Origin of the sequence: Haloferax massiliensis, from assembly GCF_001368915.1 — an archaeon.
Taxonomy (GTDB): Archaea; Halobacteriota; Halobacteria; order Halobacteriales; family Haloferacaceae; genus Haloferax; species Haloferax massiliensis.
This window is the reverse complement of sequence record NZ_CSTE01000003.1, coordinates 1-19,820: the sequence shown is the minus strand read 5'-3', so window position 1 is coordinate 19,820 and position 19,820 is coordinate 1. Positions and strand designations below refer to the sequence as shown.

At 67.7% G+C, this 19,820-nt stretch carries 20 protein-coding genes and 1 pseudogene; 6 read left to right on the top strand and 15 right to left on the bottom strand.

Going from position 1 to position 19,820, the window contains the following annotated elements; translation table 11 throughout:
• Positions 1 to 15 precede the first annotated feature (15 nt).
• On the bottom strand, positions 16 to 408 hold the full coding sequence (locus BN996_RS13730; RefSeq protein ID WP_089779997.1) for a pyridoxamine 5'-phosphate oxidase family protein: 393 nt from the start codon (positions 406 to 408) through the stop codon (positions 16 to 18).
• 260 nt (positions 409 to 668) lie between these two features.
• Between BN996_RS13730 and BN996_RS13725 the strand changes: the two genes are divergently transcribed.
• Entirely contained in the window at positions 669 to 1,688 is a 1,020-nt protein-coding gene (locus BN996_RS13725; protein ID WP_089779995.1) for a lipid II:glycine glycyltransferase FemX, read from the top strand.
• 25 nt (positions 1,689 to 1,713) lie between these two features.
• On the opposite strand, the gene BN996_RS13720 is transcribed toward BN996_RS13725, so the two are convergent.
• The 3 genes from BN996_RS13720 to BN996_RS13710 all read right to left on the bottom strand — a co-directional run bounded on the left by BN996_RS13720 (position 1,714) and on the right by BN996_RS13710 (position 4,000).
• Positions 1,714 to 2,724, bottom strand: coding sequence for an aldo/keto reductase (locus tag BN996_RS13720; protein WP_089779993.1), 1,011 nt, complete (start codon positions 2,722 to 2,724; stop codon positions 1,714 to 1,716).
• A 78-nt stretch (positions 2,725 to 2,802) separates the two neighbouring features.
• Positions 2,803 to 3,540, bottom strand: coding sequence for a sporulation protein (locus tag BN996_RS13715; RefSeq protein ID WP_089779991.1), 738 nt, complete (start codon positions 3,538 to 3,540; stop codon positions 2,803 to 2,805).
• A 244-nt stretch (positions 3,541 to 3,784) separates the two neighbouring features.
• Positions 3,785 to 4,000 carry a hypothetical protein gene (locus tag BN996_RS13710; protein WP_089779989.1) on the bottom strand — a complete coding sequence of 72 codons (216 nt, stop codon included), beginning with the start codon at positions 3,998 to 4,000 and terminating at the stop codon, positions 3,785 to 3,787.
• A gap of 388 nt (positions 4,001 to 4,388) precedes the next feature.
• Between BN996_RS13710 and BN996_RS13705 the strand changes: the two genes are divergently transcribed.
• Entirely contained in the window at positions 4,389 to 5,879 is a 1,491-nt protein-coding gene (locus BN996_RS13705; RefSeq protein WP_089779987.1) for an aldehyde dehydrogenase family protein, read from the top strand.
• Between the two features lie 67 nt (positions 5,880 to 5,946).
• Here the strand turns inward: BN996_RS13705 and BN996_RS13700 are convergent, their stop codons facing one another.
• The 11 genes from BN996_RS13700 to BN996_RS13650 form a co-directional block, all read right to left on the bottom strand.
• Complete coding sequence (locus tag BN996_RS13700) at positions 5,947 to 6,348, bottom strand: MaoC/PaaZ C-terminal domain-containing protein (protein WP_089779985.1); 402 nt, start codon at positions 6,346 to 6,348, stop codon at positions 5,947 to 5,949.
• 67 nt (positions 6,349 to 6,415) lie between these two features.
• Positions 6,416 to 7,225 carry a molybdate ABC transporter permease subunit gene (locus tag BN996_RS13695; protein ID WP_089779983.1) on the bottom strand — a complete coding sequence of 270 codons (810 nt, stop codon included), beginning with the start codon at positions 7,223 to 7,225 and terminating at the stop codon, positions 6,416 to 6,418.
• Complete coding sequence (locus tag BN996_RS13690) at positions 7,206 to 8,120, bottom strand: extracellular solute-binding protein (protein ID WP_089779981.1); 915 nt, start codon at positions 8,118 to 8,120, stop codon at positions 7,206 to 7,208. Before BN996_RS13690 ends, BN996_RS13695 begins: the two co-directional genes overlap by 20 nt.
• Before the next feature lie 56 nt (positions 8,121 to 8,176).
• Positions 8,177 to 8,947 carry a molybdenum cofactor guanylyltransferase gene (gene mobA / locus BN996_RS13685; RefSeq protein ID WP_089779979.1) on the bottom strand — a complete coding sequence of 257 codons (771 nt, stop codon included), beginning with the start codon at positions 8,945 to 8,947 and terminating at the stop codon, positions 8,177 to 8,179.
• Between the two features lie 4 nt (positions 8,948 to 8,951).
• A complete protein-coding gene (locus BN996_RS13680) occupies positions 8,952 to 9,425 on the bottom strand; it encodes a molybdopterin-dependent oxidoreductase (RefSeq protein ID WP_089779978.1) in 474 nt (157 codons plus the stop codon).
• 152 nt (positions 9,426 to 9,577) lie between these two features.
• Positions 9,578 to 10,165, bottom strand: a complete 588-nt coding sequence (locus BN996_RS13675; protein ID WP_089779977.1) for a TorD/DmsD family molecular chaperone — start codon at positions 10,163 to 10,165, stop codon at positions 9,578 to 9,580.
• Entirely contained in the window at positions 10,162 to 11,475 is a 1,314-nt protein-coding gene (nrfD, locus tag BN996_RS13670; RefSeq protein WP_089779976.1) for an NrfD/PsrC family molybdoenzyme membrane anchor subunit, read from the bottom strand. Before nrfD ends, BN996_RS13675 begins: the two co-directional genes overlap by 4 nt.
• The gene (gene dsrO / locus BN996_RS13665; RefSeq protein ID WP_089779975.1) at positions 11,475 to 12,296 is read right to left on the bottom strand and encodes a sulfate reduction electron transfer complex DsrMKJOP subunit DsrO; all 822 of its coding nucleotides are present in this window, start codon (positions 12,294 to 12,296) and stop codon (positions 11,475 to 11,477) included. Before dsrO ends, nrfD begins: the two co-directional genes overlap by 1 nt.
• A 2-nt stretch (positions 12,297 to 12,298) precedes the next feature.
• Positions 12,299 to 14,818 carry a molybdopterin-dependent oxidoreductase gene (locus tag BN996_RS13660; RefSeq protein WP_089779973.1) on the bottom strand — a complete coding sequence of 840 codons (2,520 nt, stop codon included), beginning with the start codon at positions 14,816 to 14,818 and terminating at the stop codon, positions 12,299 to 12,301.
• The gene (locus BN996_RS13655; protein WP_089779971.1) at positions 14,811 to 15,050 is read right to left on the bottom strand and encodes a 4Fe-4S ferredoxin N-terminal domain-containing protein; all 240 of its coding nucleotides are present in this window, start codon (positions 15,048 to 15,050) and stop codon (positions 14,811 to 14,813) included. The genes BN996_RS13660 and BN996_RS13655 overlap by 8 nt, the downstream gene beginning before the upstream one ends.
• 133 nt (positions 15,051 to 15,183) lie before the next feature.
• Positions 15,184 to 15,825, bottom strand: a complete 642-nt coding sequence (locus tag BN996_RS13650; protein ID WP_089780516.1) for a dimethyl sulfoxide reductase transcriptional activator DmsR — start codon at positions 15,823 to 15,825, stop codon at positions 15,184 to 15,186.
• 158 nt (positions 15,826 to 15,983) lie between these two features.
• Between BN996_RS13650 and BN996_RS13645 the strand changes: the two genes are divergently transcribed.
• From BN996_RS13645 to BN996_RS13630, 4 genes and pseudogenes are all read left to right on the top strand, one after another.
• Positions 15,984 to 17,246 carry a glycosyltransferase family 2 protein gene (locus BN996_RS13645; protein WP_089779969.1) on the top strand — a complete coding sequence of 421 codons (1,263 nt, stop codon included), beginning with the start codon at positions 15,984 to 15,986 and terminating at the stop codon, positions 17,244 to 17,246.
• A 259-nt stretch (positions 17,247 to 17,505) separates the two neighbouring features.
• Positions 17,506 to 18,672 carry an aspartate-alanine antiporter-like transporter gene (locus tag BN996_RS13640; protein ID WP_089779966.1) on the top strand — a complete coding sequence of 389 codons (1,167 nt, stop codon included), beginning with the start codon at positions 17,506 to 17,508 and terminating at the stop codon, positions 18,670 to 18,672.
• Positions 18,673 to 18,832: 160 nt separating this feature from the next.
• Entirely contained in the window at positions 18,833 to 19,435 is a 603-nt protein-coding gene (locus tag BN996_RS13635; protein ID WP_226908748.1) for a hypothetical protein, read from the top strand.
• Between the two features lie 93 nt (positions 19,436 to 19,528).
• A pseudogene (locus tag BN996_RS13630) lies at positions 19,529 to 19,820 on the top strand (hypothetical protein); the annotation flags it as partial.

Below are 19,820 nucleotides of genomic sequence, written 5' to 3'. Positions count from 1 at the left end.
TTCCGGCTGTCCGCCTCAGTACTCGCTGACCGCCGCGGTCCCCACCGAGATTCGGACCAACTCGTTTTCGGGCCACGCCGACTCCTCGGTCCCGTACTTCCGGTTGATTCGCCGCGTGGCGTCTCGAACGGCGTCCTCGTCGGTGACGACGGTGGCCGTCCCGAGCACCGTCACCTTCCATTGCGCCTGTCCCCGCTCGTCTTTCTGAATGGAGAGCGCGACGCGCGGATTCTCGCGGATGTTTTCGAGCTTTCGACCCGAAGTGAGCACCTCGAACACCCCGCGGTCGGCCGCGTAGTCGAACCAGACGGGGGCGACGTGAGGCCGGTCGTCGACGCTGGTCGCGAGGTGCGCCATGAGCGGTTCGCTCGTCACGAGCGCCGCGGCGCGTTCGGAGAGGCTTGACATGGTTAGATATCTGTCTCCCGGCGTAAAACGGTGGCTCCGACCCGATTTTACAAACGCGAGGGTAGTCCCTGCTTCGACGGTTGTCTCCCGGCTCGCCGACTTCCGACCCGTAAACGTTCGCACCGTCTTCGGATTCTTATCAGAAATTTGCCGTTAACCGATGCCGTGATGCGGTTGTGACCCGTCCGAACCGGGTGAAATCCCCCGCATAACGGGCGCATAACAAAGGGGTCGGACGCGACAGTTCAGGCAGCTTACTCATGAGTATCGAGGTTCGGCGGGCGACTGAAGACGACGTCCACAACTGGGACACGTTCGTCGAACAGTCACCCCACGGCAACGCGTTCCATCAGTTCGACGCACTGGAGATTCAGGCGGCGCACGCCGGCGCGGAGTTGATTCCGCTCGTCGGTCGCAAAGGCGAGGAAGTCGTCGGGCTGTTCCCGCTGTTCCGAATCAACAAGGGGCCGATAGCGACGGTGTTCTCACCGCCGCCGGAGCTTCGGGTGGCGTACCTCGGTCCGGTCCTCCTGAACATGGACCACATGAAACAGCGAAAGCGCGAGGGCCGACACCACGAGTTCATCGACGACTGCCTCGACTGGGTCCGCGAGGAGATTCGTCCGCGGTACACTCACATCCGCCTCGGCGGCCGGTACGACGACCTCAGAGCGTTCTCGTGGAACGACTACGCGATAACGCCGCAGTACACCTACCACGTCGACCTCTCGCCCGGCGTCGACGACGTGTTCATGAGTTTCAGCAGCGACGCCCGGTCGAACATCCGGAACGCGCCCGACGACGCGTACACCATCGAGGAAGGCGGCCCGGAGGCAATCGAACAGATCGTCGAACAGGTCGCCTCGCGCTACGAGTCGCAGGGTATCTCCTATCGGTCGACTCCGGGGTTCGTCAGGGACCTCTATTCGACCCTCCCCGAGGGACAGATTCGACCCTACGTCCTCCGAACCGACGGCGAGTTCGCGGGCGGTATCCTCGTCGTCGACTACAAGGAGACGGTCTCGCGGTGGCAAGGCGGCGTTCGGACGGACATCGACTCCGACCTCGCCATCAACGACCTGCTCGACTGGCGCATCATGCGCGACGCGATGGACCGCGGGCGGACCACCTACGACCTCGTCGGCGCGAACAACCGCCGCATCAACCGATACAAGGCGAAGTTCAACCCCGAACTCCACCCCTTCTACAGCCTCGAACGGAACGCGGCGGGGATGAAGACGCTCGCGCACCTCTACAAGACGATTCGCGAGGGGGTGTAGCGGACTATACTGCCTCGCCTGACTGTTAGAGCCCCGCGTAGGGGTCGGGCTTCGCCTCGGTCAGGCGGTCGACCTGCTCGTCGCTGAGGTCGATGGCGGCGGCTTCGAGGTTCTCGGTCAGCTGTTCGACCGTGCGCGCGCCGACGATGGGGGCGGTCACGCCGTCGCGGTGCATGAGCCACGCGAGCGCCGTCTGTGCGGGCGTCGCGTCGACTTCCTCGGCGACCGCGTCGAGTTCGTCGTGCGCGTCGAAGTTCTCCTCGGTCAGGTAGGAGTCCTCGAACCGACTGGACTCCGCGGCGCGGGACTCGCCGGTGAGGCCCTCCTCGCGGGTGTACTTCCCGGTGAGGAAGCCCTGTCCGAGCGGGCTCCACGGGCACACCGCGATGCCGTACGAGCGGGTCATCTCCAAGTAGTCTCCCTCGATTTCGCGGTCGACGAGGTTGTACCGCGGCTGTGCGACGGTGAACGGTTCCCAGCCCTCGGCGCGGGCGATTTCGTTCGCCTTCGCCACCTTCCACGCGTTCGGTCGGAGCGTCGACGCGCCGAGGTAGTGGACCTTCCCGTCTTCGACGAGGCCGTTGAGCGTCTTCATCATCTCGCGCGTGGGGGTTTCGTCGTCCCAGCGGTGGATGTAGAGCACGTCGACGTAGTCGGTATCGAGGCGGTCGAGCAGGGCGTCGATGCGGTGGCGGACGTTCTTCCGGTTCGTCCCGAGGCTGTTCGGGTCGCCGCTTCGAATCTGCCAGTAGATTTTGGACGCGATGGTGAACCGCTCTCGGTCTCGATCTTCGAGCCAGTCGCCGATCCAGCGCTCGCTCGCCCCGCCGCCGTAGATGTCCGCGGTGTCGATGAAGCGACCGCCGGCCGCTTCGTAGGCGTCGAGGAGTTCGTGCGCGCGCTCCTCGTCGATTTCGACGTTCCCCCGTTCGGTCTCCTTGCCGAACCGCCAGGTCCCGAACTGGAGTTCGCTCGTCCGGAGGCCCGTCTCGCCGAACGGAACGAAATCCAGGTCGATGTCTTCGAGTGTCGTCATGCCCGCGCAGATACGCCGAATTACCGCAAAAACGTTGGGTAGCCGGAAGGCGATTGGGGTGAGTTGACCGCGTTCCAGTCAGGCGTTCGCGCGAATCAGCGACGCCAGTTCGTCGCGTACCTCGCTCGCGTCGGTGGTCCGAACCGTCGTCTGAACCGCCCGCTCGTCGAAGTCGCCGAGTTCGCTCAGCACGCCGCCGCGGCGGTCGACTTCGAGGTACAGTTCGAGCGCGTCTTCTCCCGGTCGGGGGACGACTTCGAGTTCGTCCAACTCACCGGCGAACGGCCCCGACGTGGGTCGGAACTCGAACTCCTGAACGAACCGCCGGGTCGAGGCGAAAACGCCGTGGGGGTCGGCCTCGCACTCGGCGCTGTGCAGCGAGAAGCCGAGGTCGTCGAGCGCGTCGAAGACGGACTGCAGCCGCGGCGTCGGTTGGACGTTCAGGTAGTCTTTGTCCTCGGGGTCGACTGCCAGTTCGATGTCGAGTTCCGTCTCGACCCACACGTCGACGTTCCCGAGGGTGACTGGGGCTCCGTGAGGGATGTCGAGCGACACGTCCCGGACCTCCTGTTCGTCGGGGTGGACCGTGAGGCTCTCCGCGAGGGTGTACTGCGCGATATCGATCTCACGGTAGCCCTCTTCGGTCCGGTAGCGGGTCTCCAGTTCGAACCGAATCTTCCCGATTTCCTGTTCCGTCGACCCTCCTTCGATGCGAACCTCGGCGTCGACCGTCTCACCGGGGCGGACGGTGTCGGAGGGGAGGACGGTATCGACGGTCGCGTTGCCGATCCCGATTCGTGCGAGGACCTTCTTCATGATGCACGCCGCAGGTGTCGCTCGCGGTGTAAGTATCTCGTGGCCCTCGCGATTCTCGTGACGGATCCGTGCGTCTCACGAGTCGGCCGGTCGGTATATCGTTCGAGGATTTCGCGTGTCACGGGGTAGTCGACCCCCGACCCCGAAAGCGGGTCACGGGTCGGCGTTCGGCCTCGCGCCGCTTCGCGTCCGGACCGGGTTCGGTGCCCACCATCGGGGTCCGGTTAGGCCGGCGCGACGGCCGTCACGTCACGTACACGTCGCCTTCGACTTCGTAGAGATACCCCTTGTTCAGGAGTTCGTCGACGGCCTCGGGGTCTTCGCCCGCCGAGCGAACCCGGCGGCGAGCGTCCGCCACGGGCATCCCCGCGTCGCGGTCGGTGACGAGGGGTCGGAGATGCTCGAACGCTCGCGTCGCGCGAGGAGAAAGCGGCGTGTGTCCACCCTGATTCGGTGTCATCGAGCCTCTATTCGCAACCACGGAGCGCTCCGTAAAGAAGGTGGGTGTCGATTCGGGTGTTCCGATACCCTCCGTTCTTCTTCGTCGGGTGTTCTCGCTTCGTCGCACACCGCTCCTCGAAACCCCCCGGGCGAAAATGGCCGACTCCTCGGGCTTCCGCCTCGAAGCCGGCGGTGAACCGCTCGCTCCGTTCGCGGATGCGTGAACCGATAGCTGTCCTGTGCTGTCTTGTCCTGCCTTGTCCTGTCTGCCTCGTCCTGCTGTTACCGTGGGACTTCGAACCGTCGGCCGGCGTCGTAGGGACAGACGTTTTTGAGGCTGTCGCAACGCGAGCCCTTCTCCCCATTACGGCCCCATTTATCCGGCAGTCCCCAACGAACGGCTGCACATGGTCGACGAAATCGCCACCGACGCCGACTGGAACGCCCTGTACATCGACGGCGAGTGGACCGAAAGCGAGAGCGGTGAGAGCATCGCAGTCGAGGACCCGTCGACCCGCGAGACGGTCGCGCACGTCCCTCGCGGGACGGAGGCCGACGTCGACGCCGCCTACGAGGCGGCCGCCGAAGCCCAAGCGGAGTGGGCCGAAGCGCCGCCCGCGAGACGACAGGAAGTCGTCGAGCAGTTCCTCCAGAAACTGCGGGAGTACGAAGCGGAAATCATCGACCTTCTCGCACACGAGGTCGGCGGCTCGCGCATCATGGGCGAGACGTCCGTCCAGATCGCCACCGACCACGCGAGCGAGGCCGCGACGCTCCCCCGGCGGATGCGGGGCGAGTACGTCGATTCCAACATCCCCGGCAAGGAGAACATCGTCCAGAAGAACCCGAAGGGCGTGGTGACGGTCATCTCGCCGTGGAACTTCCCGCTGAACCTGTCGATGCGGGCGGTCGCGCCCGCGGTCGCCGCGGGCAACGCGGTCGTGCTGAAGCCCTCGACCAACTCCCCCATCACCGGCGGGCTGCTGTTCGCCAAGCTGTTCGAGGAGACCGACCTCCCCGAGGGCGTCGTCAACGTCGTCACCGGCCGCGGCTCCGAAATCGGCGACCGCGTCGCCGGCCACCCCGAGAGCGACGTGGTGGCGTTCACCGGCTCGACCGAAGTCGGCAAGCGCGTCTCGGGCATCGCCGGAGAGAACCTCGCCGTCCCCGCGATGGAACTCGGCGGCAACAACGCCCACGTCGTGACCGAGGACGCTGACGTCGACCGCGCGGTCGACGCCGCGGTCTTCGGGAGCTTCGTCCACCAGGGGCAGGTCTGTATCTCCATCAACCGCCACATCGTCCACGAGTCGGTCTACGACGAGTACGTCGAGAAGCTGACCGCCCGGGCCGAGGAGTTGCCCGTCGGCTCCGCCCACGAGGGCGACACGGTCGTCGGCCCCATCATCGACGAGTCCCAGCGCGACGAGATGCTGGGCTACGTCGAGGAGACGGTCGACGCCGGCGCGACGCTGGAAACCGGCGGCTCGACGGCCGACCTCGACGGCGTCGACGACTCGCTGGTCGTCGAACCGACCGTCCTCTCGGGCGTGACGAACGACATGGCCGCGGCCTGCAACGAGCACTTCGGTCCCATCGCGCCCGTCATTCCGTTCTCGGACGTGGACGAGGCGGTCGAACTCGCCAACGCGACCGAGTACGGTCTCTCCGGGTCGGTCCACGCCGGCGACCTCGCCGCAGGCAAGGAAATCGCCCTCCGCATGGAGACCGGCAACGTCCACGTCAACGACCAACCCATCAACGACGAGGCGCACGTCCCGTTCAGCGGTATCGGAGCCTCCGGCGTCGGCACCTACAACAGCGACGCCTTCCTCGACGAAATCACGGAGGACAAGTGGATTTCTCTCCAGCACGAACCGCGCGACTACCCGCTGTAAGCCGGACGACGCCGAACTGAGTGAGAACTGCGGTCGGTGGCCCGATTCCTCCCTTCGTTCCGTCCTCTCACGCCCCGTCGTGCGCCAGCGACAACACGACGGCCTCGCCGGAGACGACCGTCTCGTCGCCGACGCTCGCGGTCGTCTCGACGGCGAGTCGGTCGCCGCCGAGCGACTCGACCACGGCCACCTCGGCGACCACCGTGTCACCGGGGCGGACCGGCCGCTCGAAGGACAGGTCCTGCGAGAGGTAGACAATATCGCCCGGAAGCCGCGCGAGCGCGGCGCTGACGACCGACGCGGCGAGCATCCCGTGGGCGATGCGCCCGCCGAACGTCGTCTCGGCGGCGTACTCCGCGTCGAGGTGAATCGGGTTCTCGTCGCCCGATACCTCGGCGAATCGGTCGATTGTCTCCTCGGTCACTGCGCGCTCCGCTCCCGCGCGGTCGCCGACGGTCGCGACTGGCATACGGTCGCTTCGACGGCCGCCGAACTCAATCCTCGGGTGCGGCGTGACGCCGATGTCTCGCCCGCCCTCACTCCCACGGGTTTGTCCCCAGCGCGTGGACCAGCAAAATCGCCCCGACGGCGATGCCGACGAGGACGAGCGCGACGGGGAACGCGGCGTCGAGGCCGGTCGAGAGATACGACACCCAGATTTGCACCGGGAGCGTCCGCGGGTAGTACGCCAGCATGAGCGTCGCGCCGAACTCGCCCATCGCCCGGGCGAACGTCAGAGTCACGCCGGCGAGGATGCCCTGTTTCGCCAGCGGGAGCGTCACGCGCCGGACGCTCCCGACGCGGTCCTCGCCGAGCGAGCGGGCCGCCGCTTCGAGCTGTCTGTCCACGCCGTCGAAGGCCGTCTTCGCGGTCACGACCAGAAACGGCGAGGCGACGTAGGTCTGGGCGAGGACGACCCCGACGAGCGAGCGCGTCAGCGGGACGCTCGTCAGTTGGCCGAGGCCGGCGGGGCCGACGAGCTTGAGGAGTAGCATCCCGCTGACGACCGGCGGGAGAACCAGCGGGAGCATCACCAGCGCCAGAATCACGTCGCGGCCGCGGAACGACGTGCGCGAGAGCCAGTAGGCCAAGGGGACGCCGAAGGCGACGGCGACCAGCGTGCTGAGCGTCGCCGCGACGACGGAGTTGGTGGCGGCGGTCAGGACGACCTCGCTCGTCACGTCGGCGGCCAGCGACGCCGGCGACTGCGCGAGGACGAGCGCGCCGATGGGAAGCAGGTAGTAGATGAGGAGCATCCCGGCGAGAACCAGCGTCAGGCCTCGCCACGTCTCGGGCAGGAGTCGCGTGACGCCGCGCTCGCGGCGGTTAGGCTGTCGGTGGGACATCTCCGAAGTAGTGTGGGTGGCTCTCGCGCACGGTGAACCCGGAGGGTTCGAGGAGGTCGCCGGCGGTCCCGACGAGCGCCTCGAACACCGACTTCGCCGCCGCCGTGTCGGTGCGGCGCGTCGCGGCGTACCGGATTGGCGCACCGCGGACGGTGACGCCCCCCGGAAGCGTGTAGGAAGCCGTCTCGTACGCCGACGCGTGGTCGGGGTCGCTCAGGTTGATTGCGGCCGGGAGTTCGAGGGACGGGTAGCCGCGCTCGACGGCCATGCTCCGGTAGACGAACGCCGCGTCGACGCCGCCGGCGTCGAACTGCGCGAGCAGTTGCGTCTCGGGGTATACCTGGTCGCGCCGGAGCAGGTCGTCGGCCAGCGCCGGCCGGTCGTAGTGGTCGGCCGCGAGCGCGAGCGCGAACCGCGTCCGGTAGCCCAGCGGGTCGAGGTCGGGGTCGGTTCGGCCGAGGCTGACCGCGTCGTCGAGGAGGGCGTCGGGCCACGACGCGGCTTCGGCGACCCGCGTTCCGCCGTCGGTCTGCGGGTTGTACGCGACGACGAGCGCGTTGTTGGCGAACGTGGCGTACCACGGCACCGAAAGCGGCGCGTCGAACAGCGTCGGGTCCGCGAGCGCGACGATGTCGGGGTCGCGTTGGCCGTCGGCGACCATCCGAGCCACGCGCGCTGAGCCGTGAGCCTCGACCTCGACGCGGGTCCCTTCCGGCGATTCGAATTCGGTGGTGAGCGCCCGCTGGAGGCTTCCGGCGGCGAGAACCGACACGGTCGGTGTCGAGCCCGCCCGGCCGAGACAGCCCGCCGTCGCGGTGAAACCGGCCGCCGCGACCCCGCCGACGGCCGCGAGGAACGTCCGCCTGCTCGACGCACCGCGCGCGTCACGACTCATCGCCGCACCTCGCATCTCATCGCCGCACCTCGCATCTCATCGCCGCACCTCGCATCTCATCGCCGCACCTCGCACCCGGCGGCGACCCGCGCCAACTCAGTGCGCGTGTTCACGTTCGTCACCGACCGGCCGACGCTCTCGGGAAGCGCGTCGAACCCGACGTACTCGACGCCGTCGACGCGGTCCAAGAGCGCCCCGAGGCCGTCGTCGGGAGCGAGTTCGAAGGCGTTGTCCCGGACCGCAGACCGACGGTACAGGGCGTGGAGCGGTTCGTGACCCCGCTCGGAGACGGGGACGATGGCCGGCGGGACGGAACGGTCGCCGCCGGTGGAGGCGAGGCGGTCACCGTCCGCGGAGACGAGGTGGTCGCCGTCGCCGTCTCGCCGGGCGGCGCGCTCGAACAGCGCCGCCACCGCGTGCGGTTCGAGAAGCGGCATATCACAGCCGGCGACGAACAGCCACGGTGTCGCGGCCGCCTCGGCGGCCGCGGCGACGCCGGCGAGCGGCCCCGACAGACTCGGGTCGTCGCCGACGAACCGCACGCCCCACGCCGCCGGAAGCGCCGCGGTGAGACGCTCGTGCTGGCCGGCGGTCCGAACCGCGACTATCGGGGGGCGACCCGTCACGGTTCGGAGCGTCCCGACGACGCGCCGAATTAGCGGCTCTCCGTCGAGCGTCGCGAGGGCCTTGTGTCCGGGTCCGAAGCGACTGCTCTCGCCGCCGGCGAGGACGACGGCCGTCGCGTCCGGCGCGGTCCGTGGACTCGGCGGGGTCGCCGCTGTCGGCGCGTCCGTCCGGCTCGGTCGGTTCTGTCTCTCTCGCGTCATCTGGTCAGGGCTTCTTGAAGATGTCTTCGAGCGATTCGGGGTCGGTTGCGGGGTCGAGCGCGCGCGCCTCGACGGCGCGGACGCCTTTCACCGTCCGCGACCCGTCGACGTCGGGGGCAATAAAGCGCGTCTCGTAGTCGTGTTCCTCGCGGATGGGCGTCCCGTCGCGGGCGTAGGCGACGACGGCGTCGAACGCGGCGTACACGTCGATGCAGACCCGATAGCCGTCGGCGCTCTCGACCACGAGGTGCGTCGTCTCGTCGTCGAGGCCGGCGTCGGCAAAGAGGTCGAGGACCGGAACCCCGGTCCACGTCGCGGTGTGTCGCGTCCCCGACGCGCACGCGACCGTCACCGTTCGGTCCTCGGCGGGCAACCCGCGTAGCTCCGGGCCGGACAGCGACACCCTACTGTCGCCGCGGACGAGAATCGGCTCGGAGAGGGGGGTCGCCGGCCGCGACCGGTCGTGGTGTGCGTGCATGCGTACTCACTAGTCCGATATTGGTTGACTCTAACGGTGTATGTAACCGCTGATAATTAAGGCTTTTAAAGAGCCCCCGAAAACCGAGTCGGCTCGGTGCGAGAGCGAACTGGCGATTCTATTCGGTTCGGCGGTTCCAACGCGGCCGAGTGTCAGTCTTTGACCACCTCTCGCGTCGTCCGGGCGAGCGCCGCGTAGAACGGCGACCGCGTCTCGGCTTCGACCCGGTCGCAGAGGTCGCCGACCCACCGCGTGAGATGTTCGTCGCGGAACTGGTCGAGGCGGTCGTCGCGGCCGCGTTCGGCGAGGTGCGCGCAGAACTCCAGTTCCGTCGCCACGTGGTCCGGCAGGTCGCGCTGCTCGGGCCGGTGCTCGACGCCGAACGCCCGATACCAGCGCTCGACTGCCATCGTCGCCGGCCCCAGTACCTCGCCGAACTCGTCGTCGCTCTCCCTGTCGCGGTAGACGCTCTCGTAGGGCGGACACGGCGGCCCGTCCGGGCCGATGAACAGCCGGGCGTACTCGCTCCGAAGCGCGTGGAGTTCGAGCGATTCCAGCGGGCCGAAAAGCGCCGACAGCCCGCCGCCGTTGGCGACGTCGACCAACCGCTCGGTCGGCTCGCGCCAGCAGGCCGCGAGGACCGCGTACGTCGCCGTCCGGGCCGACTCGAAGGCGTCGCCGGCCGCGCCGCCGGCCGCGTCGTGTTCCTCGCTCGCGTTTCGCGCGGCGGGTTCGTTCATCGGTCTTCCCCCCGCGTCTCGCCTCCGTCGGTCGCCACCGCGGTCGATTCGTTTTCGGCTTGAATCGGGACGTACCGGAGTCCGAAGGTGACGATGAGCGCGCCGATGGCGATGACGCCCGCGGTGACCGCAATCTCGACGAGCGTGGGGGTGTACGACCCCGCGCTCGCCCAGATGTCGGTCGTCACCCCGGCGTACTCGCCGCCGACGGAGATGCCGGGCGCGGCGTCGATGTTGGCCGCGTCGTAGCCCGTGAAGACCAACCGAACCCCCTCGAACGTCGTCCCGAACACCGCGAGGGCGCTGGCGGTGAAGATGACCGACACGCGCTCGCGGAACGACGGGAGCGCGAGCATCGCCAGCGGGACCGCCCCGCCGACGACCGTCCAGAGCCAGAAGTACGCCGACTCGCCGATGAGGAAGCTCCCCGTGATGGCCCAGAACCCGAAGTGGTCGGCCCACGCGTGCGGGAGGCGCTCGGCCGCGAGCAGGTAGACGACGTGGAACGCGAGGAAGATGCCGAGCACCTTCCCGAGGCTCGTGAGTTCCTCGCGGTCGACGGTAAAGCGGGTGAACCGCGAGGCGAGGACGGACACGACCAACAGCAGGCCGAGGCCGGAGACGAGCGCCTTGGCGATGAACACCGGCGCGACGAGCGGGCTGAACCAGTCGCCGCGGCCGATTTGCGTGGCGAAAATCCACCCGGTGACCGAGTGGAGCGCGACCGCGGTCGGCAGTGCGACGGCGGCGGTCCAGAACATGAGCGTCCGGTCGCGCTCGCGGCCGGCGTCCGTGTCCTCGACGCCGAGCGCCAGCCGCGACCCGCGGGCCGCGAGGTCGCGCCGGGTCAGGAGCCAGAGATACCAGAGGTTCAGCGCGCCGTAGAGGATGACGATGCCGAAGTCCCACACCATCGGCGACCGGAAGTCCGGCGAGGTGAAAAACTGGTAGAGGCGCTCGGGGCGGCCGATGTCGGGCAGGATGAGGAGCCCGGCGACGGTGATGCACGCGAGGCTCACCAGCACGCCGAGGCGGGCGAATCCCTCGTAGCGGTGCGAGTGGAAGAACTTCGGCGCGCTGGAGATGATGAGCCCGCCGGCCGACAGCCCGACGAACAGGACGAACATCATGATGTACAGCCCCCACGAGAACACGTTGCGCATCCCCGTGACGACGAGGCCGGTGGCGAGTTGGTAGGCCCACGCGGCGACGCCGACTACGACGAGCGCGGCGAGGAAGCCCACCCAGAGCTTCCCGGCGCTCCCGAACTCGGGGACGACGAACCGCGAGGTGGCGGTCTCTCTCGACATCAGTCGTCACCCCCCTCGAACGCGGGGACGTGCGGAAGCGCGTCGTTCGACAGCGAGCCGTGCGACCCGCCGCCGCCGCTTCCGCCGGTTTCCTCGACCGGACCGTTGTCCTTCGGCTCCGACCAGACCGACACGTCGTCGAGTTCGCTCTCCATCTTGTCGGAGGTCTGCGGGCGACCCGGACTCATCTCGCCGCGGATGTAGTACGTCTTCGGGTCGGTGCCGCGGTCTTCGAGCAGTCGCGTCGTCTGGTACTTCCTGATGTACTTCGAGACGGTGCTTTCCTCGTTGTCGAGGTCGCCGAAGATGCGGGCGTCAGCCGGGCAGTTCACGACGCAGGCGGGGTCGAGCCCCTCCTCGACGCGGTGGGAACAGAACGTACACTTCTCGACGACGCCCTGCGGGCGGGCCGGCACGTCGCCGGTCCCGTCTTCGGGGACCGTCTGCGGTTCGTCCCAGTTGAACACGCGGGCGTTGTACGGGCAGGCGGCCATGCAGTAGCGACAGCCGATACACTTGTCGTAGTCGATTTCGACGATGCCGTCCTCGCGGGTGTAGGTCGCGTTGACCGGACACACTTTCACGCACGGCGCGTTCTCGCAGTGCTGGCAGGCCGTCGGCTGGTAGGACATCTCCAGCGTGCCGTCCTCGCCGTTCTCCGGGTACGTCCCGGCCGGCGTGTCCATCTTGTCGCCCCCCTCGGTGAGCACGCGGTTCCAGTACTGGCCGAGGCCGACGTTGTTCTCCTGTTTACACGTCACGGCGCAGGCGTGACAGCCGATACACCGCTCCTGGTCGATTACTAAGCCGTAGTTAGTCATGGTCAGTCACCTCCCGCCCCGGCGCTGGTCGCGCCCGAACCGGTCGGCTGGCCGCTCGTGTACTTGCTCGTGTCGACGTCGCTCGGTGCCGGTTCGACCTCGACCCTGGTGTCGTAGAACGCGAAGTTCCCGGTCACCTCGCAGACGTCCGTGTGCGTCAGGTCGTTGTGGTGGCCGCGGACGTAGTCGCGTCCCCACCAGCCCTGGTCGGTGTTCACCAGCCCGGGTTGCATGCCGTCGTTCAGTTTCGCCTTCACGACCATCTCGCCGCGCTCGTTGTGGACGCGGACGTAGTCGCCGTCCTCGATGCCGCGGGCGGCGGCGTCCTTCGGGTTGATGTCCAACTGCGGCTCGTTGTTTATCTCCCGGAGCCAGTTTTGGTACTCGTACTGCGAGTGGATGCGCCACTTCGAGTGCTTCTGGATGAACATCAGCGGATAGTCCGCCGCCGTGTCCCAGTCGTCGGCCGTCCGGCTCTCCATGTGCTTCGGCAGTTCCAGCGTGACGCCGTTTTCGGTCGGCGCGTCCTCGTCGTACAGTTCCAGCCGGCCCGACGGGGTGTTGAACGGCCCCGTGAACTTGACGACCGGCGTGCTCACCTTCACCGTCCCCTGTTCTCTCAGCGTCTCGTAGTCCACCTCGTCGTCGTGGGCGAGCATCTCGCGCAGCGTCGCCGACTTGTCGCGGTTGAAGTAGTCGCCGAAGCCGAGGCGCTCGGCCAGCCTGACCAGCATCCAGTGGTCGGACTTCGACTCCCACAGCGGGTCGTGGGCGGGCTGGCGGTACATGATGTGGGGGTGGCCGCCCCACGTGTCCACGACGTCCTCGCGTTCGAACCAGTGGGACGCGGGCAGGATGATGTCCGCGTGCTGGACCGACGGCGTGTGGTGCATGTCGGCGACGGCGATGAGGTCGAGGTTCTTCGACGCCTCCAGCCACCGCTGTCTGTCCGGCATCTGGTTGGCGATGAAGTTCGACTCCTGGGAGTACATCACCTTCAGCTGATAGGGGTCGCCGGACTCTATCGCGGTGAGGATGTCCGTCTGCGGGAGCGACGTCGTTCCGGGCCCGTCCTCGGGTGAGCCGTAGCCGCCGTCGTCGTACGACCCGCCGAGCGGGTGGCTCCCCTGAATGCTCCCGTGGCGACCGAAGTCGCCGGTCAGCCCGAGGAGGATGGCGTACGCCTGCCCGAAGGTGTGGCCGTACTTGTAGCGGTCGACGCCGTAGCCCGAGGCGATGCCGCCGGGGCCGCGCGTGGCGAGCCACCGGACCGCGGTCCGGATGTTGTCGGCGTTGATGCCGACCTCGGCCGCGACGGCGTCGGCGTCGTAGTCGGCGACGTGGGCTTCGAGGAGCGAAAGCGCCGTGTGGCAGGCGACGCCGGCGACGGTGTACTCGCCGAACAGCGCGTACTCGCCGTACGTTTCGGGTTCGAGCGCGACCGGCTCGCCCGTCGACTCGTCGACCGCGACGGGCAGGTCCTCGGTCACGTCGTCGAACACGTCGCTCGCGTCGAGCAGTTCGCCCGTGTCGTCGCGGACGAGCGCCGGCCCGAGCGTCCGCCTTCTGAGGAACTCGGTGTCGTAGGTCTCGTCGTCGAGGACCGTCTTAATCATCGACAGGGTCAGGAGCGTGTCCTTGCCCGGCTTGATGGGGAGCCAGAGATCGGCCTTCGCGGCGGTGTTCGTGAACACGGGGTCGACGCAGACGAGCTTCGCGCCGTTTTCGACCGCGTCGAGGAGCTTCGAGGCGTCCTGTTGGAGGTTGCTGGCGAAGATGTCCGACCCCCAGACGATGACGGTGTTCGCGTTCCGCCAGTCGACCACCTCGTTGGTCGGCACGTTGAAGAAGCCGGCCCCGGCGAGCCGGCTGAAGCCGAGTCCGACGTTGATGTCGATGGACCACGACTTCTGGGTCCCGCCGAACAGCGACGACAGCCGGCTCTGGATGGTGCCGCTGACGCCGTTGTTTCCCGACCCCGTCTCGAAGTAGACGCTCTCGGGGCCGTAGTCGTCGCGGACGCGCTCCATCTCGGCGGCGATGTAGTCGAGCGCCTCGTCCCACGCGACGCGCTCGAACTCGGCGTCGTCGCCGCGGCCCTCGGGGTTCGGACTCCCCGGCTCCCAGCCGACGCGCTTCATCGGGTATTTGAGCCGCGTGGCGTTGTAGATGCGCTGGGTGTGCGACAGCCCGAGGGTGCAGGCGCGCTTGTACCGCTCGTCTTCGGGAATCTGCGGCTCGATTTTCCTGACGCGCCCGTCGCGGACGTGCGCTTCGAGCGGGCATTTCCCGCGGCAGTTCGGCGCGCACGCCGTCCTGATAATCTCGTCCTGTCCGACGTAGCTCTCGATGCCGGGGTTCTGTCTCGACGCCGCCTCGTCGCCGGTCTCGGCCAGCGAGGAGGCGTAGCCGCCGCCCCCGAGTCCGAGCGCGACGGCCGCGGCCCCGCTGGCCTTCAGCACGTCGCGTCTGAACACGCCGTCGCCGTCACCCCCCTTCGGGCCGCTCCCGTCGTCACTCATCGAACCCCTCCGGCTCGGTCGGGCGGGAGTCCTCGCCGAACTCCGCGACGACCGCCTCGTGATATTTCTCGTGGAACGCCGCGTCGGAGAGCTCGCCGTTCGAGACCCGAATCGCGTCGCGGGCCATCCGCAGTCCCAACTCGGCGTCGTAGTCGCCCCCGTCGAGGATGGTCGCCGCTTCCGACTCCCACTCGTCGAGCGGAGTCAGTCGCGGCTGTTGTGGGTCGGTCATAGGTACACACGTACTGTGGAGGCCTCCCCCGGTAGGCCGCCCGCTGGATAATGAAGCAGTTTATGTACTCGCCGACGCGCGGACCGCCTCGGACGTCAACCGTCTGCCGTTTTTCGCTCGGCCGACTCGGCCGTCACTCGGAGTCGAACACCGCCGTCGCGAGCTTCGCTTCCACCGCGTTCAGCCGCTGGGAGAGCGCCGACTTCGAGATGCCGAGCGCCTCCGCGAGCGCCGCCAACTCCGTCCGCCGCGGCGTCTCGTAGTAGCCGTGGTGGACGGCGATGAGCGCCGCCTCGCGCTGTTTCGCCGTGAGCGACGAGAGGTCGATGGTCGCCGTCTTCGACTCGTTCGAATCGCCGCGCCCGTCGGAGGTGAGCCGCCTGAGACAGACGCGCTCGGCCACCTCGTCGAGCCGCCCCACGAGGTTCGAAATCGTCTCGCGGTCCGAGAGATACGTCTCGACGACGATGTGTTTCCCGTCGGCGCGTCGGATACGCGGCACGCACCCGAACTCCCCGAACGCCCGACAGAGGCAGTCGTCGCCGACGTGCGTCGTCGTGTGAACCACCTTCGAGGTTTCCCCGTCGCCGACGGTTACTTCGGCGTGGCAGGTGTCTCCGTCAAGCTGGGTGTGAACGTTCTCGACCGACGACTCGGGGGCGGCTAACGGGCATGAACAGCGTTTCGCGGGCTCGATTTCCAACAGGAGTCGGATGTGTTGCTCTCGCGACGTGTCGTGTTCCGCCTCCGCGACGCCGCCCGTGGAATCAGCCATCGTGTTCAGTCGGTCAACACCGGGGAAGTGGGTTGTGCTGGTTCTCAGGTTTCGGAACTCCGCCGTCTCGTCGGCGCATAGACGGTCGCCGGCCCGAATCGAGGCGTCGGGTCCGAAATCCACACATTCATTATTCTCAGAAAGCATTTCTGAATTACATGTTCGGGGTCCAGTCCGAGCTGGCGGTATTCGTCCTCCTGATGCTCGTCTGGACCGTCTTCGTGCTCTACTCGGCGTCGGTCTTCACGTGGCTCGTCGAGGTGCTCGTCCTCGCGTGGCGACAGACGACCTCCGCCGGCGATGTCGTCTACGGCTACGACGACATCCAAGTGCGCGTCATCACCATCGACGCCGCGGACATCGTCCAGTCGACGGTCGACGCGGTCCCCGACGACCTCGCGGACGTGCGAGTCGTCGCCGAGAAGCCGATTTCGGTGGACGGCGCGTCGGTCCACGTCGTCCCGGAGGAGTTCACCTGCACGGCGACCCACAAGGGCCGAGCGCTCGAATGGGCGCGCCGCGAGGTGCCCTGCGACGAGGAGTTCGTCCTCTACCTCGACGAGGACACGCTGATGGCGAACTTCGCGGGGTTGCCGGAGGGCGATATCGTCCAGATTACGGAGCTTCCGCTGTACACCGGGTCGTGGGTGACGTACCTCTCGGAGGTGTTCCGCATCGGCTACCAGCGCGAACAGCGGGCGTTCGGCCGGTTCAGCTTCCCGCTGTACGCGTGGGGCGGCGGCATCGCGATTCGGTCGAGCCTCGAAAACGAAATCACGTGGGACTCGAAGACCATCACCGAGGACACGGACTTCGCGTGGCGCGCCGCCAGCGCGTCGGACCTCGATTTCACCGTGCTGAACTGCAAGTTCCGCAATCAGGCCCCGCCGTCGGTGCCGACGATGCTCAAACAGCGGCGGCGGTGGTTCTCCGGGACGCGGCAGGACTCAGACTTGCTCCCGCTGCACTATCAGGCGTTCCTGCAGTTCCGCCTCGTCGCGTGGGGCTTTTCGCCGCTCATCCCGCTGATAACGGTCGTCACGTTCCTCGTCCCCGGCGCGCTCCCCGACCTGATGCTCTACCGAATCGGCTCGCTCATCGAGTTCGCCACGCTGTTCGTCGTGACGGGCGTCGGCGTCGCGAGCTACTGGGCCGAGTCGAAACTCGCGCTCCTCGCGGTCCCGTGGACGCCGATTCTCGTCGTCCTCAACACCGCGGGCGCCCTCTGGGGGTTCGTCTCCCCGGTCGAACACTTCACCGTCACGACGAAGGTGCCGCTGGAGACGGTCGAAGAGCGCAACCCCGCGTTCGAACCCGGCTCGCTCACGGACCACGACGGCCGGAACGACCTGCCGGAACAGCTGGATGTGACCAGATTCACGAGCGAACTCCGCGAATCGTTTCATATCGATGATGATTAATATGGGCTCGTCCGAGCCGAGTCGTTCTCGCGGTTGCGCCCGATAATACCCCGATAAATACAGCGTGTTCGCCGGTACTGTCTGTCGATTTTCCCGCGTCGCCATCCCGTGGGAATCGAATCAAGCCTTATCCACCGAATCCGCGAACTGTTACTCGTATGTCACCGAGAAATCAAATTCATCATTATCGTTCACGGCGCTCGGCTGTGACCGGCACGACGGCCCGCGCGTACCGTCTCGGTACCGGGGGTGAGTTCCCGTGGCGATAGTCGACTCACTCGTCGGCAACGGGTTGTTCGTCCTGTTCCTCGCGGTGCTCATCGGGATGGGGCTCGGCAAAATCAGCGTCCGCGGCGTCAAGTTCGGCGTCGCGGGGCCGCTGTTCGCGGGGTTGGTGCTCGGCCACTTCGGCTTCACCGTCCCCGACGCGTACAGCGGACTCACGCTGGCGCTGTTCGTCGCCGCGGTCGGCCTCATCGCGGCCCACGAAATCGAGGGAACCGTCAAGGCGTACGGCCTCAACTTCGTCGCCGTCGCGGTGCTGATGCCGACCGTCGCGCTGGCGCTCACGTACGTCTGGACGCAGTTCGTCTTCCCCAACGCGTCGACGCCCCTCATCATGGGGTCGTTCTCGGGCGCGCTGACGAGCAGTCCGGGGCTCGGGTCGGCCATCGAGGCGCTCCCCGCGGCCGTCCGGCAGGACTACCAAATCGGTCACTCCGTCGGCTACGTCGTCGGCGTGCTCGTCATCGTCGTGTTCCAGCAGTTGTACCCCGTCATCGCCCGCCTCGACCTCGATGACGAAAAACGCCGCTTCGACGAGGCTATCGGCGGCACCGACGACGACGAATCGGGCTCGTCGGTCACCGAGGTGACGTTCAGCGTGATGGGCTACGCGCTCGTCATCGTCGCCGGCGCGGTCATCGGGTCGATTCCGATTCCGATGGGACCGTTCGGCACGCCCTCGCTCGGGACGACCGGCGGCGTGCTCGTCGCGGCGCTCGTCTTCGGCTACTTCGGCCGGGTCGGCCCCGTACCGACGCGGATGGACACCGGCATCCTCTCGGAGATTCGGGCGTTCACGCTGGCGATGTTCCTCGCGGTCGTCGGCGTGGGTGCCGGCGGCGGCTTCCTCGCCACCATCGCCGAGTACGGCCTCCAAATCGTGGCGGCCTCGGCGCTCACGAGCTTCGTCGCCATCCTCGCCGGCCTCGCGCTCACGCGGTACGTCTGGGGCATGGACTGGATAAGCGCCGCCGGCGGCATCACCGGCGGCCACACCGACACGAAAGGGCTCGCGGCCGCCGTCGACGCCACCGGGGCCGACGAGGTCGCCGCGGGCTACGGTAACACCTACCCCTTCGCGCTCCTGTTCATGGTAGTCTACGCGAAGCTACTCGTCCTCGTCATCCCGCTCGCCGCGTAGCGAGTCGAGAATCGAGTGCGTTCGACGCGGTCGCGCGCCCAGTGCGGTCGCGCCCGCCCTCGGTCGAAGTCGGTGACACCGACGACGCTCGGGGGCCGGCTCCCGCGCCGTGACAAAATCGACTGGCCGATTGATGGGCTCGGGGCACGTCCGCTCACACATGAACGCGCATGCGGGGGCCGACCCCGAACCCGACCCGGACCGGCCCCGGGGACGCGAGCCCTTCCCGGCGTACGGACCCGTGGACGCGGCACTCGGGTTCGTCGTCTTCTACCTGTTCGTCGAGCGCGCCACGCCGACCGTCGTCGATATCCTGACGAGCGCCGTCACCGGGCTCTCTGCGTCGGCGGTCGGCTTCGGACTCGCGGCGGTGCTGTGGTTCGTCTTCGCGGTGACGACGCTCGACCAACTCCGCCGGCAACTCGCGGCGCTCGGGCTCGTCTCCGACGACGGCCGCCGAACCGACGGCGCGCGGTCGGTGCGGGCCGCCCCCTCTGCGCTCCGACTTCTGTCGTCCGCCGTCGTCGCCGTCGTCGCCGGGTTCATCGCCGCGGTCACGTTCGACCGCGCCGTCGACGCGGGCATCGCGCTCATCCGACTCGTCGCGGACCTCGGTCTCGGCGTCTTCCTGTTCGGCGCGTTCCCCCTCGTCGAGTTCCTCGTGATGGTCGTCTTCTTCGTCTCGTTCGGCGCGGCGACGCGCTCGCTCGACAGGCTGGTCGTCGGGAGCGTCAGAGCCGCGTTCCGGGTGGTTCCCTCCTAGACCGATCAGCGAACCGTACTGTCCGTCGCGCGAGACGTATCGAACCACAAGACTGTTATCCTAGTTTTCTGATTGACAGAGACGAGAGTCCCCATGAAGCGTCGTACGTTCCTCCAACTGACCGGTCTCGGGGCCGTCGGCGGACTCGCCGGCTGTCTCGGTTCGAACTCCCCTCCCCCGCGGAAATCGAGCGTCGTCTCCGACTTCGAGGTGTCCGACGGCTCGCTCGTCGTCGACCTCGCCGACCAGACGTGGGTGATGTCCCGCTACGAAGCCGCCGACCAGTCGTCGCTGTCGGGATTCGACCCGCAGTCGCTGGCCGCGCTCAGCCCCGTCGGGGTCGCGAGCGCGAAAGGCAAGAGCGGCGGCGGTGGCGGCCGACGAG

Excerpts from the sequence above, each read along its gene's own strand:
- BN996_RS13730 (WP_089779997.1), bottom strand. The coding sequence starts at position 408 with ATGTCAAGCCTCTCCGAACGCGCCGCGGCGCTCGTGACGAGCGAACCG.
- BN996_RS13725 (WP_089779995.1), top strand. The coding sequence starts at position 669 with ATGAGTATCGAGGTTCGGCGGGCGACTGAAGACGACGTCCACAACTGG.
- BN996_RS13720 (WP_089779993.1), bottom strand. The coding sequence starts at position 2,724 with ATGACGACACTCGAAGACATCGACCTGGATTTCGTTCCGTTCGGCGAG.
- BN996_RS13715 (WP_089779991.1), bottom strand. The coding sequence starts at position 3,540 with ATGAAGAAGGTCCTCGCACGAATCGGGATCGGCAACGCGACCGTCGAT.
- BN996_RS13710 (WP_089779989.1), bottom strand. The coding sequence starts at position 4,000 with ATGACACCGAATCAGGGTGGACACACGCCGCTTTCTCCTCGCGCGACG.
- BN996_RS13705 (WP_089779987.1), top strand. The coding sequence starts at position 4,389 with ATGGTCGACGAAATCGCCACCGACGCCGACTGGAACGCCCTGTACATC.
- BN996_RS13700 (WP_089779985.1), bottom strand. The coding sequence starts at position 6,348 with ATGCCAGTCGCGACCGTCGGCGACCGCGCGGGAGCGGAGCGCGCAGTG.
- BN996_RS13695 (WP_089779983.1), bottom strand. The coding sequence starts at position 7,225 with ATGTCCCACCGACAGCCTAACCGCCGCGAGCGCGGCGTCACGCGACTC.
- BN996_RS13690 (WP_089779981.1), bottom strand. The coding sequence starts at position 8,120 with ATGAGTCGTGACGCGCGCGGTGCGTCGAGCAGGCGGACGTTCCTCGCG.
- mobA (WP_089779979.1), bottom strand. The coding sequence starts at position 8,947 with ATGACGCGAGAGAGACAGAACCGACCGAGCCGGACGGACGCGCCGACA.
- BN996_RS13680 (WP_089779978.1), bottom strand. The coding sequence starts at position 9,425 with ATGCACGCACACCACGACCGGTCGCGGCCGGCGACCCCCCTCTCCGAG.
- BN996_RS13675 (WP_089779977.1), bottom strand. The coding sequence starts at position 10,165 with ATGAACGAACCCGCCGCGCGAAACGCGAGCGAGGAACACGACGCGGCC.
- nrfD (WP_089779976.1), bottom strand. The coding sequence starts at position 11,475 with ATGTCGAGAGAGACCGCCACCTCGCGGTTCGTCGTCCCCGAGTTCGGG.
- dsrO (WP_089779975.1), bottom strand. The coding sequence starts at position 12,296 with ATGACTAACTACGGCTTAGTAATCGACCAGGAGCGGTGTATCGGCTGT.
- BN996_RS13660 (WP_089779973.1), bottom strand. The coding sequence starts at position 14,818 with ATGAGTGACGACGGGAGCGGCCCGAAGGGGGGTGACGGCGACGGCGTG.
- BN996_RS13655 (WP_089779971.1), bottom strand. The coding sequence starts at position 15,050 with ATGACCGACCCACAACAGCCGCGACTGACTCCGCTCGACGAGTGGGAG.
- BN996_RS13650 (WP_089780516.1), bottom strand. The coding sequence starts at position 15,825 with ATGGCTGATTCCACGGGCGGCGTCGCGGAGGCGGAACACGACACGTCG.
- BN996_RS13645 (WP_089779969.1), top strand. The coding sequence starts at position 15,984 with ATGTTCGGGGTCCAGTCCGAGCTGGCGGTATTCGTCCTCCTGATGCTC.
- BN996_RS13635 (WP_226908748.1), top strand. The coding sequence starts at position 18,833 with ATGAACGCGCATGCGGGGGCCGACCCCGAACCCGACCCGGACCGGCCC.